This is a genomic window from Flavobacterium sp. R1_16 (genome assembly GCF_057652095.1).
In genome coordinates this window covers 145,612-164,576 of the sequence record NZ_JBYFCG010000003.1, presented here as the reverse complement: position 1 = coordinate 164,576, position 18,965 = coordinate 145,612, and the positions used below count along the sequence as shown (strand labels likewise).

Genomic DNA, 18,965 nt, shown 5'->3' with positions numbered 1-18,965 from the left:
ACTTTAATCTTTTATTTTTTAAAGAAAAAAACAAAAGGATTTACGCTTCTATCGGGGCTAAAAACAACAAACTATAAACTATAAACCAAAAACATACAACTATGAAACTTTGGGAAAAAGGAATACCAACCGATAAACAAATCGAACATTTTACCGTAGGAAACGACAGAGAATTGGATTTGATTTTAGCCAAATACGATGCTTTGGGTTCTATAGCTCATGCTAAAATGTTAGGACAAATAGGTTTATTAACTGTTACAGAAACCGATTCCTTAGTAGCTACTTTAAACGAGATAATAGCCGATATTGAAAAAGACAATTTCGAAATTGAAGACAGTTTTGAAGACGTACATTCTAAGATTGAATATTTGTTAACTATAAAATTAGGCGATGCTGGAAAAAAAATCCACACCGCTCGTTCTCGCAACGACCAAGTTTTGGTTGATGTCAATTTGTATTTAAAAGATGTCGTTACTGAATTTAAATCGCAAATAAAAACCTTGTTTGATTTATTGATGGAATCAGCAGAAAAACATCAAAATGTATTGTTACCAGGCTATACCCATTTACAAATTGCCATGCCTTCTTCTTTCGGAATGTGGTTTTCTGCCTATGCTGAAACTTTGATTGACGATATCACAATGTTGAATGCCGCTTTGAAAATTGTAGATCAAAATCCATTGGGCTCAGCTGCGGGTTATGGAAGCTCCTTCCCTATCAACCGGACTTTTACCACTGAGGAATTAGGTTTTGAAACCTTAAAATACAATTCGGTTGCTGCACAAATGAGTCGTGGCAAATCTGAGAAAACCGTAGCTTTTGCCATGAGTAGCGTTGCCGCTACCCTAGCCAAATTTTCGATGGATGTATGCTTGTACATGAGTCAGAATTTTGATTTTATCAGTCTACCTTCTCATCTTACAACGGGTTCGAGCATTATGCCTCATAAGAAAAATCCAGATGTTTTTGAATTAATTCGCGGAAAATGCAACAAAATTCAAGCCTTACCTTATGAGATTACGCTTATTACTAACAACTTGCCTAGCGGTTATCACAGAGATTTTCAATTATTAAAAGAAGGTTTATTTCCTGCGATTCAAAACTTAAAAGCCTGTTTGGATATTGCCATTTTTGCAATTAAAGACATTAAAGTAAAAGACAATATTCATAGCGATAAAAAATACGATTACCTATTTACTGTAGATACTTTAAATGAAATGGTAGTCGCTGGAATACCTTTTAGAGATGCTTATAAAGCTGTTGCAGAACAATTGGAAGCTGGAACGTATCAGTCTCCAAAAGAAACCAAACATACTCATGAGGGAAGTATTAATAACCTTTGTTTAAACGAAATAAAAAATAAAATGTCCCGTTCTTTTTAATTAATCTTTATCAAGGTTTTGAACTTTGACAAAGATTAATTTTAAAGTTTCCCCTTCAACTCCTCAGCATCGATACCACTATGTGAAACATCATAAATGGTTTTGCCTTCTTTAATTAAAATCAATTGTGGAGATTGATGATATACTCCAAAACGAGAAGTAATTTCATTAGAAATGTCTCTATACTCTAATAAATCAAGAAAATAAGCATCTACGTTTCCATCCCAATCAAATTCATTTTCAAACTGTCTTAGTGCCATTCGGCTCACACTACAACGAGTACTGTGTTTGAATATAATAACGGGTTTTGTTTCCGAAAGCGTTATAATTTCATTCAACTGACCAAGGTTGGTCATTGGAATCCAATTGATATTACTTTCTATTTTTTGTGTTTCTTCTGAATTACCAAATAGGGAATTGAATATACTCATTCTGTCGTGATTTATGTCTTTTTGTCTTTATAAACTACTAAAAATCATTGTTTAAACGTCAAATTGTCCGTAAATTTATAGTGGAATAGCATTTGACACTTTTATTGCAAAGTTAATTATTAAACAATATAAAAACATATAAAACCTGTAATCATGAACATTAATAAATTTACCATTAAATCGCAGGAAGCCATTCAGCTTTCTCAACAATTGGTTCAGAGTTTGGGTCAACAACAAATAGAAAACGAACACATTTTCAAAGCTATATTTGAAGTCGATGAAAATGTGGCACCCTTTATTTTGAAAAAACTAAACGTCAATGTGCCTTTGTTTCTTCAAATTTTAGACAGTACCATTCAAAGTTTTCCCAAAGTATCTGGTGGAGATATTCAGTTATCGCGAACAGCCAATACTACTCTAAACGAAGCGGAAATCATCGCCAAAAAAATGACTGATGAATTTGTTTCAATAGAACATTTAATTCTGGCCATCTTTAATTCTAAAAGCAAAGTCACCCAAATCCTAAAAGACCAAGGCGTAACTGAAAAAGGATTGAAAGCGGCTATTGACGAACTTCGAAAAGGAGAACGAGTAACATCTGCCTCAGCTGAAGAAACCTATAATTCATTGAACAAATATGCTAAAAATCTCAATGAGTTAGCACGAACTGGCAAACTCGACCCAGTAATAGGTCGTGATGAAGAAATTCGTAGAGTGCTTCAAATTCTAACCCGTAGAACCAAAAACAATCCAATGTTAGTAGGAGAACCGGGTGTGGGTAAAACAGCCATTGCAGAAGGATTAGCCCATCGTATTGTGGATGGTGACGTACCTGAAAACTTGAAAGATAAAGTTGTCTTCTCTCTCGATATGGGAGCCTTAATTGCAGGTGCCAAATACAAAGGAGAATTTGAAGAAAGACTAAAATCAGTAGTAAAAGAAGTAACTGCTGCAGAAGGAGATATCGTATTATTCATTGACGAAATTCACACGCTTGTAGGTGCAGGTGGTGGCGAAGGCGCAATGGATGCTGCTAATATTCTAAAACCAGCTCTGGCTCGAGGAGAGTTGCGTGCTATTGGAGCAACTACTTTAGATGAATACCAAAAATATTTCGAAAAAGACAAAGCACTTGAAAGACGTTTCCAAAAAGTTATGGTTGAAGAACCTGATACTGAAAGTGCCGTTTCTATTTTGCGTGGTATCAAAGAAAAATACGAAACCCATCACAAAGTACAAATCAAAGACGAAGCCATTATTGCCGCTGTCGAATTATCGCAACGCTATATAACCAATCGTTTTCTTCCAGATAAAGCCATTGACTTAATGGATGAGGCTGCTTCTAAACTACGAATGGAAATCAACTCCAAACCCGAAGAATTGGATGTTTTGGATAGAAAAATCATGCAATTGGAAATCGAGATTGAAGCTATCAAAAGAGAGAAAGATGAAAGTAAACTAAAAGTTTTAGGTTTAGATTTAGCCAATCTCAAAGAAGAACGTAACGAAATTTACGCCAAATGGAAATCCGAAAAAGATGTAGTAGATAATATCCAAATTGTAAAAACCGAAATTGAAGATTTTAAATACGAAGCCGAACGTGCCGAGCGAGAAGGCGACTACGGTAAGGTAGCCGAAATCCGATATGGAAAAATCAAAGAAGCGCAAGAGCGTTTAGATGTTTTAACCAAACAATTACAAGAAAATCAATCTGGAAGTTCACTAATCAAAGAAGAAGTAACTCGAGAGGATATAGCCGAAGTAGTTGCTAAATGGACTGGAATTCCAGTAATGAAAATGCTTCAGGGAGAAAGAGAAAAACTGTTGAGACTTGAAGAAGAACTTCACAAACGTGTTGTGGGACAAGAAGAAGCTATCGAAGCCGTAAGTGATGCCGTTCGTAGAAGTCGTGCAGGCTTACAAGATATGAAAAAACCGGTTGGGACTTTTCTTTTCTTAGGAACCACTGGTGTTGGTAAAACGGAATTAGCGAAAGCCTTAGCAGAATATTTGTTTGACGATGAAAATGCCATGACCCGAATTGACATGAGCGAATACCAAGAACGCCACAGTGTGAGCCGATTGGTGGGTGCGCCTCCAGGATATGTGGGCTATGACGAAGGTGGACAATTGACAGAAGCCGTTCGTAGAAAACCCTATTCTGTGATTCTGTTAGATGAAATTGAAAAAGCACATCCTGATACTTTCAATATTTTACTTCAAGTATTAGACGAAGGACGATTGACAGACAACAAAGGACGACTAGCCGATTTCAAAAACACCATCATCATCATGACTTCTAATATGGGAAGCCAAATTATTCAAGAGAAATTTGAGAATTTAAAAGGTGGTATCGAAGCTGCTACTGAGGCTGCCAAAGTGGAAGTTTTAGGATTACTCAAACAAACCGTTCGTCCTGAATTCATCAATCGTATTGACGAAATCGTGATGTTTACGCCTTTGACCAATGCTAATATTGCTCAAATTGTAGGCTTACAATTGAAATCAGTCACCAAAATGCTGGCTCAACAAGGTATTACCATGGATGCAACACCAGAAGCCATCGAATATCTATCTGAAAAAGGATATGACCCTCAATTTGGTGCTAGACCTGTAAAACGAGTAATTCAGAGAGATGTTCTCAATGAATTATCCAAAGAAATCCTGTCTGGAAAAATCACTACCGACAGTATTGTCTTGATAGATGCCTTTGATGGAAAATTGGTATTTAGAAATCAAGGAGAGTTGGTTCATTAATCTTAGTTTATAAAATCGTTGCCAAAATTAATTGAAACACCAGCCAATGAGCTGGTGTTTTTTTTATGAATAAACAACCTATTTCACCAATTCATAAATTATAGAATAACTTGATTTCATAAACCATTAAGAAAGTTAAGTTTATTAAGTCATTTTTTAACTTAACTTCCTTAATTGTTTACTACTCTATACTCGAAAAATGGTATACAGACACTACTCATTTCAGCAAAAAAATAGTAGTTTCGCAGCTGTAAATTAAATTTAAAAATACAATGGCCTCAGGATTTTTCGTACTCTTAGATGATATTGCAGCAATTATGGATGATGTAGCTGCTATGAGTAAAATTGCAACCAAAAAAACCGCTGGAATACTAGGAGACGACTTAGCTGTTAACGCTGAAAAAGCCTCTGGATTTGTCTCTTCGCGTGAACTTCCTGTGCTTTGGGCAATTGGCAAAGGCTCATTGGTGAATAAAATAATAATTCTACCTATAGCTTTTTTGTTGAGTGCTTTTTTACCGTCAGCCATTATTGTTATTTTGGTACTTGGTGGATTGTATTTGGCCTTTGAAGGAGCTGAAAAAATATACGAATACTTCTTCCCTCACGAACATGCAAAACCTAAAGTTAGCCTCCAACCTATGACCGAGGAAGAAATACTAATTCATGAAAAAGAAAAAATCAAATCCGCCATTGTAACCGATTTTATCCTTTCTGTCGAAATAGTCATTATTGCACTCGGAACCGTAATCGGGAAACCTATTTCTTCACAAATTGTTGTCGTTTCTATTGTTGCATTAATTGCTACTGTTGGTGTGTATGGCATTGTTGCACTTATCGTACGAATGGATGAAGTAGGTTTAAAATTAATCCAAATGAGTACCAAAGAGAAAAGTCTCTCCAAAACAATTGGGAATCTACTGGTTCAAGCCTTACCCAAAGTCATTAAGAGTTTGGCAGTAATAGGTACTATTGCTTTACTCTCTGTAGCAGGAGGTATATTTGTACACAATATTGATTTTCTTCACCATTTGTTTCCTCAAATTCCAGCATTTATTACTGAATTTGCTGTGGGATTATTTTTTGGGTGTGTTGCCTTACTAATCGTAAATCTATTTAAGAAAATAGCTAAGAAAAAATAAGGATAAGACGACCAGATATTACTTGCCTCTTCACATAATCCAGAACAGAAGCGTTTGGCTCAGTTTTTTTAGTATTTTTGATGGAGAAAAAATACTGAAATGACTACCAAAGAACTCCTCAAAAACCTTCATTCGCTCCATCAAGAAGTGAATTCATTTGTTGCAACTTGTGATGAACAACAACTTAACGAGCCAAGAGCCAATGGAAAATGGAGTATCGCTGAAGAATTAGGACATCTCATCAATGCTTTAGAACAAAGCAACAAAGGTTTGTTGTTGCCGAAGTTTTTTATCAAATATAAATTTGGAACCAACAACAGAGTTGAACGAACCTATGACCAAGTCGTTACGAAATATTTAGACAAACTCGCTTTGGTAGCTATCCCCAATAATCCGTTTCAAATTAAAGAAGTAGAAAAAGTTAGCAAAGAAAAACTACTAAAAAAGTATGTAAAACAACAGCAAAAGTTCGAAAAGCGCTTGTCTCAATTCAGCGAAAAAGAGCTTTCTACCCTCCTGCTACCTCATCCCTTATTAGGGAAACTTACCATTCGAGAGTTTGGCTATTTTACCCATTATCACACTGAACATCATTATAAGCACATTCAAAAAAGCTAAAAACCATCAACCACTGTACTTGAAAATAAGTAACCAAAAACCATAAATTATGAAAAAAAATATCTTCAAAAATGGAATTATAGGAGGTATCATCGTTTCTATTGTCATGATTGCGATGACCTATTTCATGAAAACCCATCCTAATGAAGAACCCAATCCAATCGTAGGATTTGTTAGCATGCTCTTGGCTTTTATCACTGTAATAGTAGGCATCAAGCGGGAACGGTTAGATAATAATGGTACAATTAGTTTTGGAAAAGCATTCCTAACAGGTCTCGGAATTTCATTGGTCATTGCAACCATTTACGTACTGGTTTGGCTGGTTATTTTTTACAACTTTTTTCCAAACTTTATGGAACAATACAGCGAAATGGTTCTAAAAAATACACCGCCAGAAGCGCTAGCTTCAAAAACAGCCGAAATGAATCAAATGAAGGAATGGTACAAAAATCCCATCATGGTTATTCTACTTACCTACGCAGAAATTCTACCCATAGGAATCATCGTTTCCGTGATTAGTGCGCTGATTTTAAAAAAGAAATAAACCACTAGGCACTACAAGTCCATTAAGTTTGGTTTGCAGACAAAAATCTGCATAATTGTAAAACTTAATTTATTTGCCACAAATTTCACAAATTAGCACTAATTAATTTGTGGAAATTTGTGAAATTCGTGGTAAAATTTTTAGAACCTGAAAAGTAGATATTCTAAAAGTGCATAGTTTTAAACTATATTTGAAATCAATAAATTGCATTACTAAATATAATTTTACCTGTATGAGTTCTAAGCCAGACCGCGAAATTTTCAGTTCTCGAATTTTAAACGCTCCCATAGCAACAGTCTATCAAGCCTTTGCAAATCCTTTGTATTTAAAAGAATGGTGGGGTCCAGAAGGATTCACTAATACCATTCATGAGTTTGATTTACAGCCGGGCGGAAAATGGAAGCTCACCATGCATGGCCCCGAAAAAGGCAACTACGAAAACGAATCTATTTTCAAAACGGTAGAACCAAATAAACGAATCGCTTGGACACGAATTTCAAAACCACTGTTCCACATGGAAGTGGGCTTCCAAAAAATCAGCGATACCCAAACCGAGATTTCCTTCCGAATGATTTTCGAAAACGCCGAAGAATGTAACAAAATCAAATGCTTTGCTACTCCCAAAAACGAAGAAAACTTCGACAGATTAGAAAGGGAACTCCTCAAAATGATGTAATACCACCAATTACCAATAAAAGTTCACTAAATTAGCACAAACAAAAATCCTTATCATCTGTGAAAATCCGTAGCAAAAACTATAATCTATAAAAACAACCCCATGAAAATAGTAAAATCTTTATTCACTTTATTTCTTTTACTTCAACTCGCAGCGATAAAAGCCCAAGATCAAACAGAATACATTCTTTCCAATAGCACCATTCATCTTGAAACTGGCGAAGGACAAACTAAGAAATCCTATACAGGCTATTATGTAAGTTTTGAACTAAATAAAGACAAAGTACCCTATTCAGGGATTATAGTCAATAAGGAAATTGTCAAAAATGCGGATAGTATTAAATTATTTTTAAAAGTAGAACCTAATTCAAAATCAGAATTTAAGGATACCTATGTTTTGACTATTCCCAATAACCCCGAGTACATAATCCAAAACAATGAAAATCAAATGGTGATTATTAATTTTGGACGCATTCACGCCACACTAATCGAGAAAGGCATCACAACAAAGGAAGTCTTTATAACAGAAGAATACTTCACTAAATTTAAAATACCCCTCATGAAAAATGAAACGATAGCATTAACCAAAATGTGGGAGAAAAGTATAGAAAGATAATTCCAAAATGTACAAAGGTTTTCAAAATTGCCGAATGAACCCCAATTTCTTAAATCAACACAAACCAAAATCCGTTCCATCTGTGAAAATCTGTGGCGAAAAAAAATTAGATTTAATAAATGAGCAATGCATTCACAATGCGTTATGAAGCAACACCTCTTGCTGTTGCAACACCTTTAATTTCAATTGGTACTTCGCCTGCACATGCAAACCGTTTTTGTGAACAGCCACTTCTACCCTATGCTGTAACACCGTCAATAGCTCTTGATGCTTTTGGTACAGCTGCCCTTCCTGAAGTTCGAGAAAGCGAATAAACTTTAAGCACACCATGGCGTTCTCATATTTTCTAGTGACCAACTCTAATTTTCGCGCTACAATCATTTGGCGGTGGGTATTGACCATCTTTTGATCCTCATACATCTTTTTGATTTTGATTTGCTGAAGTGCAAGGTGCGGAAAATTTTCTGTTGATTCCGTTTCTGCTTGGTGAATAAAAGCGAGCATGCTTGCCAATTGGTTTACTGCCGCAGGAGGCAAATCCCGCTCTCCTATTTCATACATCGACCATTGGGTTCGTGTAACTTGCAACAACATTGCCATGTCCTCTTGCTTCATGCCGAAGAGCTCTCTTATTTTTCTATCCTTTTCCATATAAAGTAACTTTTATTTTGGGTGTACCGTGTGGCATTTTTTTTAAAACGAATTTTTTGCCACAATTATTGTGGCATTTTTTTTAGAATGAAAATTTTGCCACAGGGTTTGAGAGAAGTATATAATTTGAAATTATTAATTAAAAGGTAGATATTTAAATGATATTGTATTAAGATTTGTTAAGTATTTATATCTGAAAAAGTAAAAGTTAATATCTTTAGTTACAAAATTTCTATTTAAAGTAGTTAATTTGTATCAGGCTAGTTGTATGACTTTTTAAGAGCAAAAAGTTAATAATAACATTTTTAACAATTCTGATGAGAAAGTATTTAACCAACAAAATTAAGCTAGAAATTACGGAGTCGGTTAAAAACTTCAATTCTGAAATACTTGGTGATAATAAAAAAGTAGAAAAAATGTGCTTTACCGTTTGTTATCCATTATCAATATATCTCGCTAATATTAGTATCCCAAATTCATTAATTATAGGCTTCTACAAAAATACTCCTCATTATTGGTTAGATCTAAAAGAATTTGAGAATACAATTTTAGACCCTACCATTAATCAGTTTGATAAAAACCTTAACATAGTAGGTAAAAAAACAAAAAATCATCATGAATATAATGCCAATCGAAATGAACTTCTTAAAAATGCAATTGATGAATGGAAAAAACAGATACTAAAAAAAGACTCTGAAAATCTATTAAAAAATCGAAAATCAAATTGAACAAACTTCAATCTCAACGGATTCATATTATGATTACATTAACTCAATCCTCGAAATTATAAGAGAATATCCAAATAAAAAAGAATTGAGTGAATTTTCAAATCTTATTGGATTTGATAAGCTTTTAAAAAAACAATAATTAAATTTTTGGATAGTTGTAATTCTATAAATTAAAAATAATATAAAAATGAAAATTAAATTATCGAAAAAAGAATGGGTTATTTTTATTGGATTTGGGATTCTACTCTTTTTTATACCTTACCTATTTACACGGCAATGGGGTATTTTCCCAATTGATGATGTTGGAGGAACAATAGGTGGAGTAACCGCACCTTTTCTTGGCTTTTTTGGTTCTATATTAGTTTATTTAGCTTTAAAAGCACAAGTTGATGCTAATAAGCTTGTTCAAAAACAATTCAGCAAAGAAAAAAAAGATGATATATATAGAACTAGAATAGATGAGATTAATTTTAGAATTAATACCGTAAAAGATGAAATAAATAATTTTATGTATTTATACGTTGATCGTGATACCGCCGGAGGCGTTTATAATTTTGATTATAAGGGACCACAAGCAATATATATATTACTGAAAAAATCTAGAAATTTATTTTATGGTAAAATTGAAAAAACTCCTTATGAAATAGAACCAAAATTATTGGAACTAAAATCTCTTCTAGTATTTTTAAATTTAACAATTGATGAAATAATTGAAGATGAAATAATCCAACATAACAATAAAAAAGAATTATTTAATATAATTGATTTTATTTTTGAATCTAAACTTAGAGGGAATTTTTCTCCTTTTAAAGAGAATATATCTATCCATAATGAAAAATGTCCACATAATTGTGGAAATTATCATGGTATTCCATCTGAATTATTTGATTTATATTATGATATTGAAAATAAAATAAAGATGTATATCCACGCGAAAAGCTAATTTTTTTAATAAAATTAATTTAAGAGAATATGGACGAGTTAGTTCGCTCAAAGAAATTGCAATTTGAAAAAAGTAATTATTTCATTCAGATTTACAAACAAGAAACTGGAATTGAGTACATTAAAATCATCCAAAATATTAAAAAGTTCCATCCTAATTAATCCAAATAATTTAGATGGGATCATAGATACCTTAATTAATTTTAAGGAAGAAATAGCTTTGAATCAAAAAATTAATGACAATTACTTTATAAAAAAAGAAGATGAACAAGCAATTATTAATACTTTTCTAAAAGGTATTACTATTAAAGATTTAAGCTTACAATTTGAATATAAAGAAGATAGAATAAGAGATGTATTAGTAAAAAACGAGATTGAAATTATAGAAGGAATAAATCTTAAACCCAATTTTAACGAAAAAAGAAAGTTTTGGAAAAGAAAATAACATGTTCAATCCTGTAGTTCACTATCTTTAGTATCGAAATACTTTGAATCAAAAAGCAACACTAAATTTCGTGAACATGACAAAATGGTACAAAATATTTTCCTTAGCCTACCGAATTATTCTCGGGTTGTTTATCGTAGCTTTTCTAATTTTATCTTCACTATTTTCTGAGGTTAATCAAGACAAAGATAATTTTGGTTTTTGGGCTTTAGTATTTAGTATCATAACCTTAATAGCAATCACAACTTTTCATCGTTTAAAAAATAACAGTAACTATAAAATAGTTGTACAAGGTGTTGTATGTATTTTAGTTACGATAAGCTTGGCTTTTATGCTATTCTTGCTTCTCACGGGTGAAGACGGAAATTTACTTATCCATTCTGTATTTTTTAATAACAATAATTGTAAATGCGGGTTCGCTCTTTTATTTAGTTCAAGATAAAAAGTACAATCAAAACAGCTAGTCCGAAAAATTACAGTACTTTAGTAGCAAACGGCATTCGTTGCATGACGTTGATATTCATTTACAAACCTTCAAAGATGAAAACACAACACAACTACCTATTGATTACTATCTTTTTTGTCTACGGTTTCTGTTGGAATACTACAGCACAAACTACCCTACTTAAAAAAGAAAATGGATGGAGCTTACTAGTAGATGGAAAGCCGTTTGAAGTGAAAGGAGTCACTTTTGGCTACGACAAAGACGTAAGAAACTATGATACCTATTTTAAAGACCTCCAATTTCTGGGTGTAAATACCATTAGAATATGGGGCACCAATGAAAATACCCAACAACTTCTGGACGCTGCCCAAACCTATGGTATCAAAATAATGATGGGCATCTGGATGAGACACGGTCGACCCGGCATGGAAGATGATGATAGTTTCAACTATCTGGAAGACAATGCAGGGATAGAAGACCAATACAACAATGCCATTAAAACGGTCGAAAAATACTATAAACATCCCGCCGTACTCACTTGGGCTGTGGGTAATGAAGTCTATTTAAACATAGCCACCGATGCCGAAAAAGAAGCCTATTCTAAACTATTGGAGCGCGTATGTAAAAACATCAAAACCATAGACCCCAATCATCCTGTAACCTCAGTAGACGCTTGGACCTTAGGACTCGATTGGTGGCAAAAGTTGGTGCCTTCTATAGATATTTATGGTTTGAATAGTTACGGAGCGGGTGCCAATTTTTTAGCGGCTGAATTAGACAAAAGAGGCATCGATAAACCGTACATCGTCACCGAATTTGGCGTTACTGGTGAATGGGATATAAAAAATAAAAAAAACGGAATAGCCATAGAACCCTCCGATAGCGAAAAATATGATGCTATAGCCAAAGGCTACCATGACTGGATTAAAAACAAACCCAGCTGTTTAGGCGTGTATGTTTTTCATTATTCCAATGGGAATGATTTTGGAACACCTTGGTTAATGACGCACCACAACGGCATGCTTCGACCACAATATTGGGCTATTCGGGAAGCCTATACAGGACAAAAACCTATCAATACCGTTCCTAAAATTGAAACTTTTGAAGTACCCGATTCCGAAATAAAAAGTGACACTTGGATTCCAATCACTTTAAAAGTATCCGATATCGAGAATGATAGTTTAGCGGTGAGTTTCTACTACAATCAACGAACGGGTGGTCGGCAAAGAAAAAACCAAATCAACAAGTTGAATAGTAGAGGTACTTTAGCCTCTGGATTTGAGATTCAATTACCTAAAGAAAATGGCGCCATCAAAGTATATGTGAATGTCAAAGATTCCTATAACAATGTTGGAATTGCTTCTAATTCCATCCTCGTTGCAGATGAAAACGCAAAAAATAAAAAAAATATAGCAGCAAAAACAGCACTTCCATTTTATGTTTACAAAGACGGAGAGGATTCGCCTTATAATCCCACAGCATTTATGGGAAACTACAAAGCCCTTTCGGTAAATATCAATTCTAAAGAGGAGGTGCAATCAGGAAATGCTGCAATAAAAATCAGCTATAAAGAGGACCATGATTGGTGCGGTATCGGTTTTGTAGATCCCAAAAATGATTGGGGTGATGTTGCTGGAGGTTACGAAATAATAGGAGCCAAAACATTTAGTTTTTGGGCAAAAGCAAGTATGGATATGACTGCAACTATTGGTTTTGGATTGATAGGTAATGACAAACCTTTTCCAGATTCAACCAAAAAAAGTATTGAAGTTAAATTAAATACCAAATGGAAAAAATACACCATTAATGTGAAGAAATTAGACCTTAGCTGTATTCGTTCTGGTTTGGTTGTATTCTCGAGTAGCAATGGAACACCACAGGATATTTATATTGACAATGTTGTTTTTGAATAGTCCACCCCTAGAAAATGCTTCAACCCTATTTTTTAGAAACAAGAAAACTTTCAAAGAATATACACTTGGGGGTTCTATGGCAAAATTTTCAAAAAGAATTTTTTGATACAGCAATTGTGGCATTTTTTTAGAATAAAAATTTTGCCACAAAATCGAAATATCGTCTTGCACTCTTTCACAAACATTGAATAAAAAAAATCCATTTCCCTTTACCACTACTCTTTACAAAAAATAACTATTTTTGCAGTCTAATTTTTTAGCCATGCCAAATAAAAAATACAAAATAGCGGTCATTCAATTGAATCTAAATGATGTTGCCGAAAACAACCTAAAAAAATGTTTGTCTTGGGTGCGTGATGCTGCCAGTCAAGGTGCCGAAGTCATTTCGCTACCGGAATTGTACAGCAGTCATTATTTTTGTCAGAGTGAAGATGTAGATAATTTCGCCTTGGCAGAACCTCTATATAGCACTTCGTTTGTTGCTTTCAGTGCTTTGGCAAAAGAATTAGGCGTGGTGATTATCGTTCCGTTCTTCGAAAAAAGAATGGCAGGAATTTACCACAATAGCGCTTATATTATTGATACTGATGGTTCAGAAGCAGGCTTGTACCGCAAGATGCACATTCCAGACGATCCTCATTTCTATGAAAAATTCTATTTTACCCCTGGCGATTTAGGTTTCAAAACCATTCCTACTCAAAAAGGAAAAATAGGAACCTTAATTTGTTGGGATCAATGGTATCCGGAAGCGGCTCGTTTAACAGCCTTAAAAGGTGCTGAAGTTCTGTTTTATCCAACAGCTATTGGTTGGCATCCACAAGAAAAAGAACAATATGGCGAAAACCAACACGGCGCTTGGATGAGTGTGATGAAAGGTCATGCTGTTGCCAATGGCGTATATGTAGCCGCTGCTAACCGAATTGGTTTGGAGCAATACATTCCTAACACTGCTGGAATTCAATTTTGGGGTTCTTCCTTTATTGCAGGACCACAGGGAGAAATTTTAGCACAAGCCTCACACGATAAAGAAGAAATTTTAATTGCCGAAGTTGATTTGGATTTGCAAGAAAATGTACGTCAGAACTGGCCTTTCTTTAGAGACAGACGCATCGATGCTTTCGGAGATATTACCAAACGCGCCATCGACTAATATGAATACAAATAGAAGATTTCCCGCCGAATGGGAAAAGCAACAAGGTATTGTATTGTGTTTCCCTCACAATGGTAACGATTGGCCGGGAAAATACGAAGCCATTCAATGGGCATTTGTAGAATTTATAAAGAAAGTTGCTAGCTATGAACAGGTTTTTCTAGTTGTTGCTGATGAAAAATTGAAAGTTAAAGTAATTGACAAGTTGCAAACAGCCCATGTTGCAATGAAAAATGTTTCTTTTATCATTCATAAAACCAACCGAAGTTGGATGCGTGACTCGGGTCCTATTATTGTAAAAAATGGAACTCAAAGAGAAGCACTTAATTTCAATTTTAATGGTTGGGCAAAATATAAAAACTTTCAATTAGACAAGTCGGTTCCTGCTAAAGTAGCCGAATTTCTGTCGGTTCCACTTACCCAAGTAACCTACAAAGGAAAACCTGTAATTGTAGAAGGCGGCGCTATAGATGTTAACGGAAAAGGAACACTTTTAACTTCAGAAGAATGTTTGATGCATCCAACCATTCAAGTAAGAAATCAAGGATTTACCAAAGAAGATTATGAAGCGGTTTTTAAAGAATATTTAGGTGTTACCAATGTCATTTGGTTAGGCGACGGAATTGAAGGCGATGATACACACGGGCATATTGACGATTTGTGCCGATTTGTAAATGAAGACACCATAGTTACCATAATAGAATCAGACCCGAAAGATAATAACTACAAGCCGTTGCAAGATAATTTGAAACGTTTACAAAATGCTAAATTAGAAAATGGCAAATCTCCCAAAATAGTAGAATTGCCTATGCCCAAACGCTTGGATTTTGACGGATTGCGTTTGCCATTGAGCTATGCGAATTTCTTGATTTTAAATAACTGTGTTTTGGTTCCTACTTTCAATGACAGCAACGACAGAATTGCCTTAAACATTCTCGCCGATTGTTTCCCAGATAGAGAAATTATTGGAATTAGCGCTGTCGATTTGATTTGGGGTTTTGGAACATTACATTGTTTAAGTCAGCAAATTCCAGAGTAATACCTGTTTGAGACAAAAGCTACTGCTGTTGCTTTTTTGTACTAAACTGATAATTAGTAGTGTTATTTGTTTTTAAAATAAAAATAAGCTACTTTTAACTCTTCATTCATTATTTTTGATAATATTAAGTTCAACCATTCCATGAAACATTTAGTTCTCCTTTTTCTTGCTGTTGCATTCTCAGCCTCTGCCCAAACAGCTTCTACAGATAACGAAAATCCGAGTACGGAAAAAACATATCGTGCCTCAGATGTAGATTTTAAGCCACAACTAAAAGATGGAATGTACACCCTTTCTTTATTCATTAGTGAGAATTTCAAATTTCCTGAAGCGGTTAAAAATAAAAAAATAACCATCTTTTCAAGTTTTGTAATCGAAGCTGATGGAACGATGACCAACCAAAAAGCATTTCATATCATCATGAAAGATTACATCGCTTCCAATGTGGTAAAAATTGCCACTGAAGATGAAAAAATAAATGAGTTAGATCAAATAGAAACTATGAAAGCAGAAACAGTTCGAGTGCTTAAATTATTTAAGAAAATATGGACACCTGCAATTAAAGACGGTAAAACCGTAAGATGTTTGTACAACTATCCTATTAATTTTAATATTGAATAAGATTTAAAAAAGTTAATAAAAAAACTCCAAATTAAAATTTGGAGTTTTTTTATATCTAGAAAATGAATTCTTTATTCTTTCGTAAATGGGATTTTCTTTCCATTGTCTAAAATCATATCAAGTCCATTCTTTGCTTCATTAAACTGGAATTTAACTCCCGCTTGTTCTGATTCGAAAAGATCTTTTCCAATTGGAGTTAATGTGAAGGAAGGATAATCTGTAATGGTAGCTGTAAGACTATAATTTTCCTCAGTAAAAATAATTTTTATCGGACTTCTATTAGAATAAGTTCCTAGATAGCCATCAAGAATAACATCTTGCTCCGTAACACCTTTTGCTGCTGTCCATACATTGTTATTTCCATTATCATCCGGCAATACGTGGTCAGGGTCTATAGTGATACTCTCTATTGATTCCGTTGAGTTGTGTATGAATGACCACTCTTTGTTTCTTTGCCAAATTTCTACTGGTAGTTTCACTCTTGTTGTTTTACCATCAGTCGTTTTAACATCTAACACAACAGGCATAGCCATTTTTTCTAAATTTTGAATAGAAATTATAGCTCCTAATTTAGGATCGTTTTTAATGTATTTCACAGAAGTAACTGCCTGATCCAAACGCCATTTGTTGATAAACCAAGCTCTCCAAAACCAATTCAAATCTTCACCTGCTACATTTTCGATAGTTCTAAAAAAATCATCTGGAGTAGGATGTTTGAATGCCCAACGAGCTATATAGGTTTTAAATGCTAAATCAAATCGTTCTTCACCCAACACTTGCTCTCTCAACATAACCAATCCTGAGGAAGGTTTACTGTAAGCTAAGATTCCAAGATTGGCTTCTTTTAAACCATCAGGTGCAGTCATGATAGGTTCAATTTCATCATTGGTATAGCGTTTAGCCATTTTGTGCATATCCTTTGGGGCATCTTTGTATTCACCTTTATTAAAATCTAGTGAACTTAGAGAGTTGATAAAAGTATTGAATCCTTCATCCATCCAAGCAAATAAACGCTCATTTGAGCCTACAATCATTGGAAACCAGCAGTGTCCAAATTCATGATCGGTAACTCCCCACAAATCCTCACCTTTAGATTCCCAACCACAAAAAACGATTCCTGGATATTCCATTCCACCTTCATTTCCAGCAACATTGGTAGCGGCAGGATAAGGATACTCAAACCAACGTTTAGAATAATGTTCTATGGAAGCCTTAGTATATTCGGTAGAACGTGCCCAAGCTCCAGTTCCGTCAGATTCTACTGGATACGCAGAAATAGCCATTGATTTTTTGCCACTTGGCAAATTGATTTTTGCTGCATCTATAATGAAAGAAGCTGATGAAGCCCAAGAGACGTCTCTAGCATTTTTAATTTTAAAATGCCAATTCAATGTTGATTTTCCAGAAGGTCTTGACGAAGGATTCGTAACTTCGTTAGCCGAACGAATCACAACTGTTTTATCACTTTGAGCAGCTGCAGCCCAACGCTTTTGTTGTTCAGCAGTATACACTTCATTTGGATTCAACAATTCTCCTGAGCATACAACGATATGATTTGACGGAGCTGTTATGGTAACATCAAAATCACCATATTCTAAATAAAACTCACCTGCACCAGTATAAGGCAATGTATTCCATCCTTTTACATCGTCATACACACACATTCTAGGATACCATTGAGCAATGGTGAAAATTTTTCCATTTTTGGTTTCCAAAACTCCCGTTCTATCAGAACCATATTTTGGAGAAATATAAGAGAAATCGATTTTAACTTTAACCGTTCCTCCATTAGGATTTAAACCTTGTGGTAACTGAATTTGCATTCTGGTATCTACGATAAAATACTTTGCTTCAGTTTCAGTAATTTTACCTTTATTGGAGCTGATGATTTTTACTGATTTTATTTTATGACCACCATCAAAAATCTCGCCGTGAGCACCATTTCTACTTCCTGTAATAGGAATTACAGCGTTTCCACGAGAATCCGATTTGAATAAATTTTGATCAACATTCATCCACAAAAAAGTAAGTTTATCTGGACTATTATTAGTGTAAGTCAAAATTTCAGTACCTGTAATTTCACTTTTTTTATCATCAAGGCTGGCTGTCAATTGATAATCAGCTCTATTTTGCCAATATTTAGCTCCAGGTTGCCCACTAGCAGAACGAGTATCAGTACCATTTTTTGTATAAAAAAGAGGTGCGAATGCATCGTGATAATCATAATTTGAGATTGCAGTAGGTTGTTGAGCAAAAAGAGTGGTAATAGAAAAGAAAAAAGTCAAAACATAGGTGACTTTAAAATAGTTAATTCTCATACATGTATAATTTTTTGTTTGAATCTAATGTTTAGTCTACTATTCTTGAGAAAAGTTACGCAAACTAACTACATTTTATGAAAAGAAAACGGAGAAAGTATTTTTTTTATCAAAAAATTAAGGAATTCATTGTATTTTGGAATGATATATACAAAAAAACACCAACTAAAAGTTGGTGTCTCATATATTACAATTTGATTAATTTACATCGATTTAAAAATTCTATTAATAGGTATGGCTATTCCTTGTTTGAGTACTACTCTAGTATCAGTTACTGCCCAGACTGTTGTCTCTACTACCTTTTTAGATTGATTATCTTCAAAGAAAATTCTAATTTTGGAGTGTTCTAAATTTCCTAATGACTGTGCACGTTGCAAATCACTGTTGCGTTGATGAATAGCATTCTTGTCTTGCAAAACATCTGAATTGGGGAACTTGAGAGAATGAATTTTTTCTTTCTCAACGATTTCGAAATAGGTAATCATAGCGGTTAAGTTTAAGTTAATAATAGCATTTGGGATAGTGAAATTAATAAAATATATTTACAA

19 protein-coding genes are annotated in these 18,965 nt (G+C 34.2%); 15 read left to right on the top strand and 4 right to left on the bottom strand.

Going from position 1 to position 18,965, the window contains the following annotated elements; translation table 11 throughout:
- Positions 1 to 101 precede the first annotated feature (101 nt).
- The gene (gene argH, locus AC23L6_RS06890; RefSeq protein WP_487561433.1) at positions 102 to 1,382 is read left to right on the top strand and encodes an argininosuccinate lyase; all 1,281 of its coding nucleotides are present in this window, start codon (positions 102 to 104) and stop codon (positions 1,380 to 1,382) included.
- A gap of 41 nt (positions 1,383 to 1,423) precedes the next feature.
- Here argH and ytxJ read toward each other — a convergent pair whose 3' ends face one another.
- Positions 1,424 to 1,813: a bacillithiol system redox-active protein YtxJ gene (gene ytxJ / locus AC23L6_RS06885; protein ID WP_487561434.1), complete on the bottom strand. Its 390-nt coding sequence runs from the start codon at positions 1,811 to 1,813 to the stop codon at positions 1,424 to 1,426.
- A 153-nt stretch (positions 1,814 to 1,966) separates the two neighbouring features.
- Between ytxJ and clpB the strand changes: the two genes are divergently transcribed.
- The 6 genes from clpB to AC23L6_RS06855 all read left to right on the top strand — a co-directional run bounded on the left by clpB (position 1,967) and on the right by AC23L6_RS06855 (position 8,165).
- Positions 1,967 to 4,570, top strand: a complete 2,604-nt coding sequence (clpB, locus tag AC23L6_RS06880) for an ATP-dependent chaperone ClpB (protein WP_487561436.1) — start codon at positions 1,967 to 1,969, stop codon at positions 4,568 to 4,570.
- 272 nt (positions 4,571 to 4,842) lie between these two features.
- Complete coding sequence (locus tag AC23L6_RS06875) at positions 4,843 to 5,712, top strand: DUF808 domain-containing protein (protein WP_487561437.1); 870 nt, start codon at positions 4,843 to 4,845, stop codon at positions 5,710 to 5,712.
- A gap of 99 nt (positions 5,713 to 5,811) precedes the next feature.
- Positions 5,812 to 6,330: a DinB family protein gene (locus tag AC23L6_RS06870; protein ID WP_487561438.1), complete on the top strand. Its 519-nt coding sequence runs from the start codon at positions 5,812 to 5,814 to the stop codon at positions 6,328 to 6,330.
- Between the two features lie 49 nt (positions 6,331 to 6,379).
- The gene (locus AC23L6_RS06865; RefSeq protein ID WP_487561439.1) at positions 6,380 to 6,874 is read left to right on the top strand and encodes a DUF4199 domain-containing protein; all 495 of its coding nucleotides are present in this window, start codon (positions 6,380 to 6,382) and stop codon (positions 6,872 to 6,874) included.
- Between the two features lie 232 nt (positions 6,875 to 7,106).
- Positions 7,107 to 7,550 carry an SRPBCC family protein gene (locus AC23L6_RS06860; protein ID WP_487561441.1) on the top strand — a complete coding sequence of 148 codons (444 nt, stop codon included), beginning with the start codon at positions 7,107 to 7,109 and terminating at the stop codon, positions 7,548 to 7,550.
- Positions 7,551 to 7,652: 102 nt separating this feature from the next.
- Positions 7,653 to 8,165, top strand: coding sequence for a hypothetical protein (locus AC23L6_RS06855; protein ID WP_487561442.1), 513 nt, complete (start codon positions 7,653 to 7,655; stop codon positions 8,163 to 8,165).
- Positions 8,166 to 8,297: 132 nt separating this feature from the next.
- On the opposite strand, the gene AC23L6_RS06850 is transcribed toward AC23L6_RS06855, so the two are convergent.
- Positions 8,298 to 8,816 carry a helix-turn-helix domain-containing protein gene (locus AC23L6_RS06850; protein WP_487561443.1) on the bottom strand — a complete coding sequence of 173 codons (519 nt, stop codon included), beginning with the start codon at positions 8,814 to 8,816 and terminating at the stop codon, positions 8,298 to 8,300.
- A 317-nt stretch (positions 8,817 to 9,133) separates the two neighbouring features.
- Here AC23L6_RS06850 and AC23L6_RS06845 point away from each other — a divergent pair, with 317 nt between their 5' ends.
- The 8 genes from AC23L6_RS06845 (at position 9,134) to AC23L6_RS06810 (ending at position 16,099) form a co-directional block, all read left to right on the top strand.
- On the top strand, positions 9,134 to 9,544 hold the full coding sequence (locus AC23L6_RS06845; protein WP_487561445.1) for a hypothetical protein: 411 nt from the start codon (positions 9,134 to 9,136) through the stop codon (positions 9,542 to 9,544).
- Positions 9,545 to 9,731: 187 nt separating this feature from the next.
- Positions 9,732 to 10,487 (top strand): hypothetical protein, encoded by a 756-nt coding sequence (locus tag AC23L6_RS06840; RefSeq protein ID WP_487561447.1) that lies wholly within the window; start codon positions 9,732 to 9,734, stop codon positions 10,485 to 10,487.
- Positions 10,488 to 10,550: 63 nt separating this feature from the next.
- Positions 10,551 to 10,931 (top strand): hypothetical protein, encoded by a 381-nt coding sequence (locus AC23L6_RS06835; RefSeq protein WP_487561448.1) that lies wholly within the window; start codon positions 10,551 to 10,553, stop codon positions 10,929 to 10,931.
- 76 nt (positions 10,932 to 11,007) lie between these two features.
- Positions 11,008 to 11,373 carry a hypothetical protein gene (locus tag AC23L6_RS06830; protein ID WP_487561449.1) on the top strand — a complete coding sequence of 122 codons (366 nt, stop codon included), beginning with the start codon at positions 11,008 to 11,010 and terminating at the stop codon, positions 11,371 to 11,373.
- A 98-nt stretch (positions 11,374 to 11,471) separates the two neighbouring features.
- Positions 11,472 to 13,289, top strand: a complete 1,818-nt coding sequence (locus AC23L6_RS06825; protein WP_487561450.1) for a glycoside hydrolase family 2 TIM barrel-domain containing protein — start codon at positions 11,472 to 11,474, stop codon at positions 13,287 to 13,289.
- A 262-nt stretch (positions 13,290 to 13,551) separates the two neighbouring features.
- Positions 13,552 to 14,439: a carbon-nitrogen hydrolase gene (locus AC23L6_RS06820; RefSeq protein WP_487561451.1), complete on the top strand. Its 888-nt coding sequence runs from the start codon at positions 13,552 to 13,554 to the stop codon at positions 14,437 to 14,439.
- 1 nt (position 14,440) lies between these two features.
- Positions 14,441 to 15,478, top strand: coding sequence for an agmatine deiminase family protein (locus tag AC23L6_RS06815; protein ID WP_487561453.1), 1,038 nt, complete (start codon positions 14,441 to 14,443; stop codon positions 15,476 to 15,478).
- Between the two features lie 141 nt (positions 15,479 to 15,619).
- Positions 15,620 to 16,099, top strand: coding sequence for an energy transducer TonB (locus AC23L6_RS06810; RefSeq protein WP_487561454.1), 480 nt, complete (start codon positions 15,620 to 15,622; stop codon positions 16,097 to 16,099).
- A 71-nt stretch (positions 16,100 to 16,170) separates the two neighbouring features.
- Here the strand turns inward: AC23L6_RS06810 and AC23L6_RS06805 are convergent, their stop codons facing one another.
- Positions 16,171 to 18,417, bottom strand: coding sequence for a M1 family metallopeptidase (locus AC23L6_RS06805; protein WP_487561455.1), 2,247 nt, complete (start codon positions 18,415 to 18,417; stop codon positions 16,171 to 16,173).
- A 203-nt stretch (positions 18,418 to 18,620) separates the two neighbouring features.
- Complete coding sequence (locus AC23L6_RS06800; RefSeq protein WP_487561456.1) at positions 18,621 to 18,902, bottom strand: hypothetical protein; 282 nt, start codon at positions 18,900 to 18,902, stop codon at positions 18,621 to 18,623.
- Between the last annotated feature and the right edge of the window lie 63 nt (positions 18,903 to 18,965).

Excerpts from the sequence above, each read along its gene's own strand:
- argH (WP_487561433.1), top strand. The coding sequence starts at position 102 with ATGAAACTTTGGGAAAAAGGAATACCAACCGATAAACAAATCGAACAT.
- ytxJ (WP_487561434.1), bottom strand. The coding sequence starts at position 1,813 with ATGAGTATATTCAATTCCCTATTTGGTAATTCAGAAGAAACACAAAAA.
- clpB (WP_487561436.1), top strand. The coding sequence starts at position 1,967 with ATGAACATTAATAAATTTACCATTAAATCGCAGGAAGCCATTCAGCTT.
- AC23L6_RS06875 (WP_487561437.1), top strand. The coding sequence starts at position 4,843 with ATGGCCTCAGGATTTTTCGTACTCTTAGATGATATTGCAGCAATTATG.
- AC23L6_RS06870 (WP_487561438.1), top strand. The coding sequence starts at position 5,812 with ATGACTACCAAAGAACTCCTCAAAAACCTTCATTCGCTCCATCAAGAA.
- AC23L6_RS06865 (WP_487561439.1), top strand. The coding sequence starts at position 6,380 with ATGAAAAAAAATATCTTCAAAAATGGAATTATAGGAGGTATCATCGTT.
- AC23L6_RS06860 (WP_487561441.1), top strand. The coding sequence starts at position 7,107 with ATGAGTTCTAAGCCAGACCGCGAAATTTTCAGTTCTCGAATTTTAAAC.
- AC23L6_RS06855 (WP_487561442.1), top strand. The coding sequence starts at position 7,653 with ATGAAAATAGTAAAATCTTTATTCACTTTATTTCTTTTACTTCAACTC.
- AC23L6_RS06850 (WP_487561443.1), bottom strand. The coding sequence starts at position 8,816 with ATGGAAAAGGATAGAAAAATAAGAGAGCTCTTCGGCATGAAGCAAGAG.
- AC23L6_RS06845 (WP_487561445.1), top strand. The coding sequence starts at position 9,134 with ATGAGAAAGTATTTAACCAACAAAATTAAGCTAGAAATTACGGAGTCG.
- AC23L6_RS06840 (WP_487561447.1), top strand. The coding sequence starts at position 9,732 with ATGAAAATTAAATTATCGAAAAAAGAATGGGTTATTTTTATTGGATTT.
- AC23L6_RS06830 (WP_487561449.1), top strand. The coding sequence starts at position 11,008 with ATGACAAAATGGTACAAAATATTTTCCTTAGCCTACCGAATTATTCTC.
- AC23L6_RS06825 (WP_487561450.1), top strand. The coding sequence starts at position 11,472 with ATGAAAACACAACACAACTACCTATTGATTACTATCTTTTTTGTCTAC.
- AC23L6_RS06820 (WP_487561451.1), top strand. The coding sequence starts at position 13,552 with ATGCCAAATAAAAAATACAAAATAGCGGTCATTCAATTGAATCTAAAT.
- AC23L6_RS06815 (WP_487561453.1), top strand. The coding sequence starts at position 14,441 with ATGAATACAAATAGAAGATTTCCCGCCGAATGGGAAAAGCAACAAGGT.
- AC23L6_RS06810 (WP_487561454.1), top strand. The coding sequence starts at position 15,620 with ATGAAACATTTAGTTCTCCTTTTTCTTGCTGTTGCATTCTCAGCCTCT.
- AC23L6_RS06805 (WP_487561455.1), bottom strand. The coding sequence starts at position 18,417 with ATGAGAATTAACTATTTTAAAGTCACCTATGTTTTGACTTTTTTCTTT.
- AC23L6_RS06800 (WP_487561456.1), bottom strand. The coding sequence starts at position 18,902 with ATGATTACCTATTTCGAAATCGTTGAGAAAGAAAAAATTCATTCTCTC.